We start from the raw sequence: 1,798 nt of genomic DNA on the forward strand, positions 1-1,798 counted from the left end.
CCCGGAAGGCGCGCCAGCGCTCTGCGAAGACCGGCTTGCCCGCCGATGGGCCCGGGCGGGGTTAGACCCCGGGCCGCGGGGGGGGGGGGGGCGGACCCCGACGCCGGGCGCGGGCGCCGGCCCCCGCGGCCGCCGCCTCGGGTGGGGGAGCAGCTGGCCGATCCGGCCGCACAACTATTCGGTGTTCGGCTCGGGGTGGCCGATCGGCGACGAATCGAGGTGAAATGAGCACTCTCGCAGCACAGTTGGACCAGTTGCGCGGCGCAGCGCCCGCGACAAGGCACAATGCCCGCACCATCGCCGCGCTGACGGCGAATCCGGGTTGTGCCCGGCGCGCCCTGCTCGACGCGGCCGCGGTGGACAAGACCGTGATCGCCCAATCGCTCGGTTTCCCACCGCAGTTCGGTCAGTCCCAGTTCGCCATCACCCGCGGCAATGCCTTCGAATCGATGGTGAAGGCCAACGGCTGCGCCGAACTGCTGGCCCTGCTGCGCGACACCCTCGGCCTGACGATCCCCGAAGTCGCCTATCACGACCTGAATTCGGTCGGCGAGAACACCGGCAACGCGGTGCGTTATCAGCGCACCCGGCAGCTGCTGAAGTCGGCGATCGCCGCGGGCGACGGCACCCTGTTCGACCACCCGATGCTGCGCCTCGACATCGCCGGCGCGACCGCCTATCTGGAACCGGATGTGGTCGCCGTGCAGCTCGACGGCAAGTTCCATGTGGTCGAGATCAAGGCCTTCCCGGTGATCGACGGACAGGCCGACCCGGCGCAGGTCGCGGCCGCGGCGCGCCAGTCCGCGGTGTATGTGATCGCACTGCGCGAGTTGATGTCCGAGATCGGTGAGTCACCGGAGCTGGTGTCGCACAACACGATCCTGGTGTGCGCGAAGGACTTCACCAACCGGCCGACCGCCACCCTGGTCGACCTGCGCAAGCAGCTCGCCGTCGTCTCCCGGCAGCTGGCCAGGCTCACCGCCATCCCCGAGTTGCTCGAGCAGCTCCCGCCCGAGGCCACCTTCGCGCCGGGCGAGGATCTGGAGAAGACGATCGCCGCCATCCCGTCCCGGTACGCGCCGGAGTGCATGTCGAGCTGCGAGCTCGCCTTCGCCTGCCGCGACGAGGCCAGGACCTGCGGTTCGGTGGACGCGCTCGGCCGCGGCGTGTGCGACGAGGTCGGCGGCATCGAGAACATCCACACGGTGCTCGGCCTGGCCGACGGAACCCTGGAGCCGGGGCCCGAGCATGCCGACATCACCGCCATGCTGCGCACCGCGCACCGGTTGCGGCTGGAGATCGCGGGATGAGTGTGCTGTCGGCCCTCGCCAAGGCCGAGGCCGTCCGGGCGGGTCGCGCGCAGCCCACCGCGGCGGTGCGGCATCTGCATCTCGCCGATCGGCCGCTGGTCGCGGTGCCGCTGCGGCTGGCGGGCGAGGCGGCGGCGCCGCTGGCGATCATGATCGGCACCTCGCCCGGTGACCAGAATGTGCTGATCGTGCCGCAGCCGCGCGACCGGGTGCTGCGGTTGCGGTTCATCGAGCAGCTGGCCGATGTCGTGCTGCCCTATCTCTCGTCGTTCCTGGCCGACACCGAAGAACTCACCAGCAAGGCGGGCGAGACCTACACCCGCTGCCTGGACGCACCCCAGCTGTGGACACCGAACCAGGGCGGGGTGAATTTCCTGAAACTGCTGGGCCGCGCGGTGCGTTTTCACCGCACCCACGGCGTCAACCCGGTGCCGGGATAGATTACGCTGCGAGGGCGGTGGCGGTCGGGGTTGGGGGGTCGCGCCGCC

The 1,798-nt window shown here is 70.8% G+C and carries 2 protein-coding genes; both read left to right on the top strand.

The annotated features are described in order from the left end of the window. Nucleotides 1-224 precede the first annotated feature (224 nt). The gene (locus ACFWPJ_RS29935) at nucleotides 225-1,310 is read left to right on the top strand and encodes a hypothetical protein (protein WP_378856433.1); all 1,086 of its coding nucleotides are present in this window, start codon (nucleotides 225-227) and stop codon (nucleotides 1,308-1,310) included. After that, entirely contained in the window at nucleotides 1,307-1,750 is a 444-nt protein-coding gene (locus tag ACFWPJ_RS29940; RefSeq protein ID WP_378856435.1) for a hypothetical protein, read from the top strand. Before ACFWPJ_RS29935 ends, ACFWPJ_RS29940 begins: the two co-directional genes overlap by 4 nt. Nucleotides 1,751-1,798 lie beyond the last annotated feature (48 nt).

The sequence above is a fragment of the Nocardia sp. NPDC058497 genome (assembly GCF_042720195.1).
Lineage (GTDB): Bacteria > Actinomycetota > Actinomycetes > Mycobacteriales > Mycobacteriaceae > Nocardia.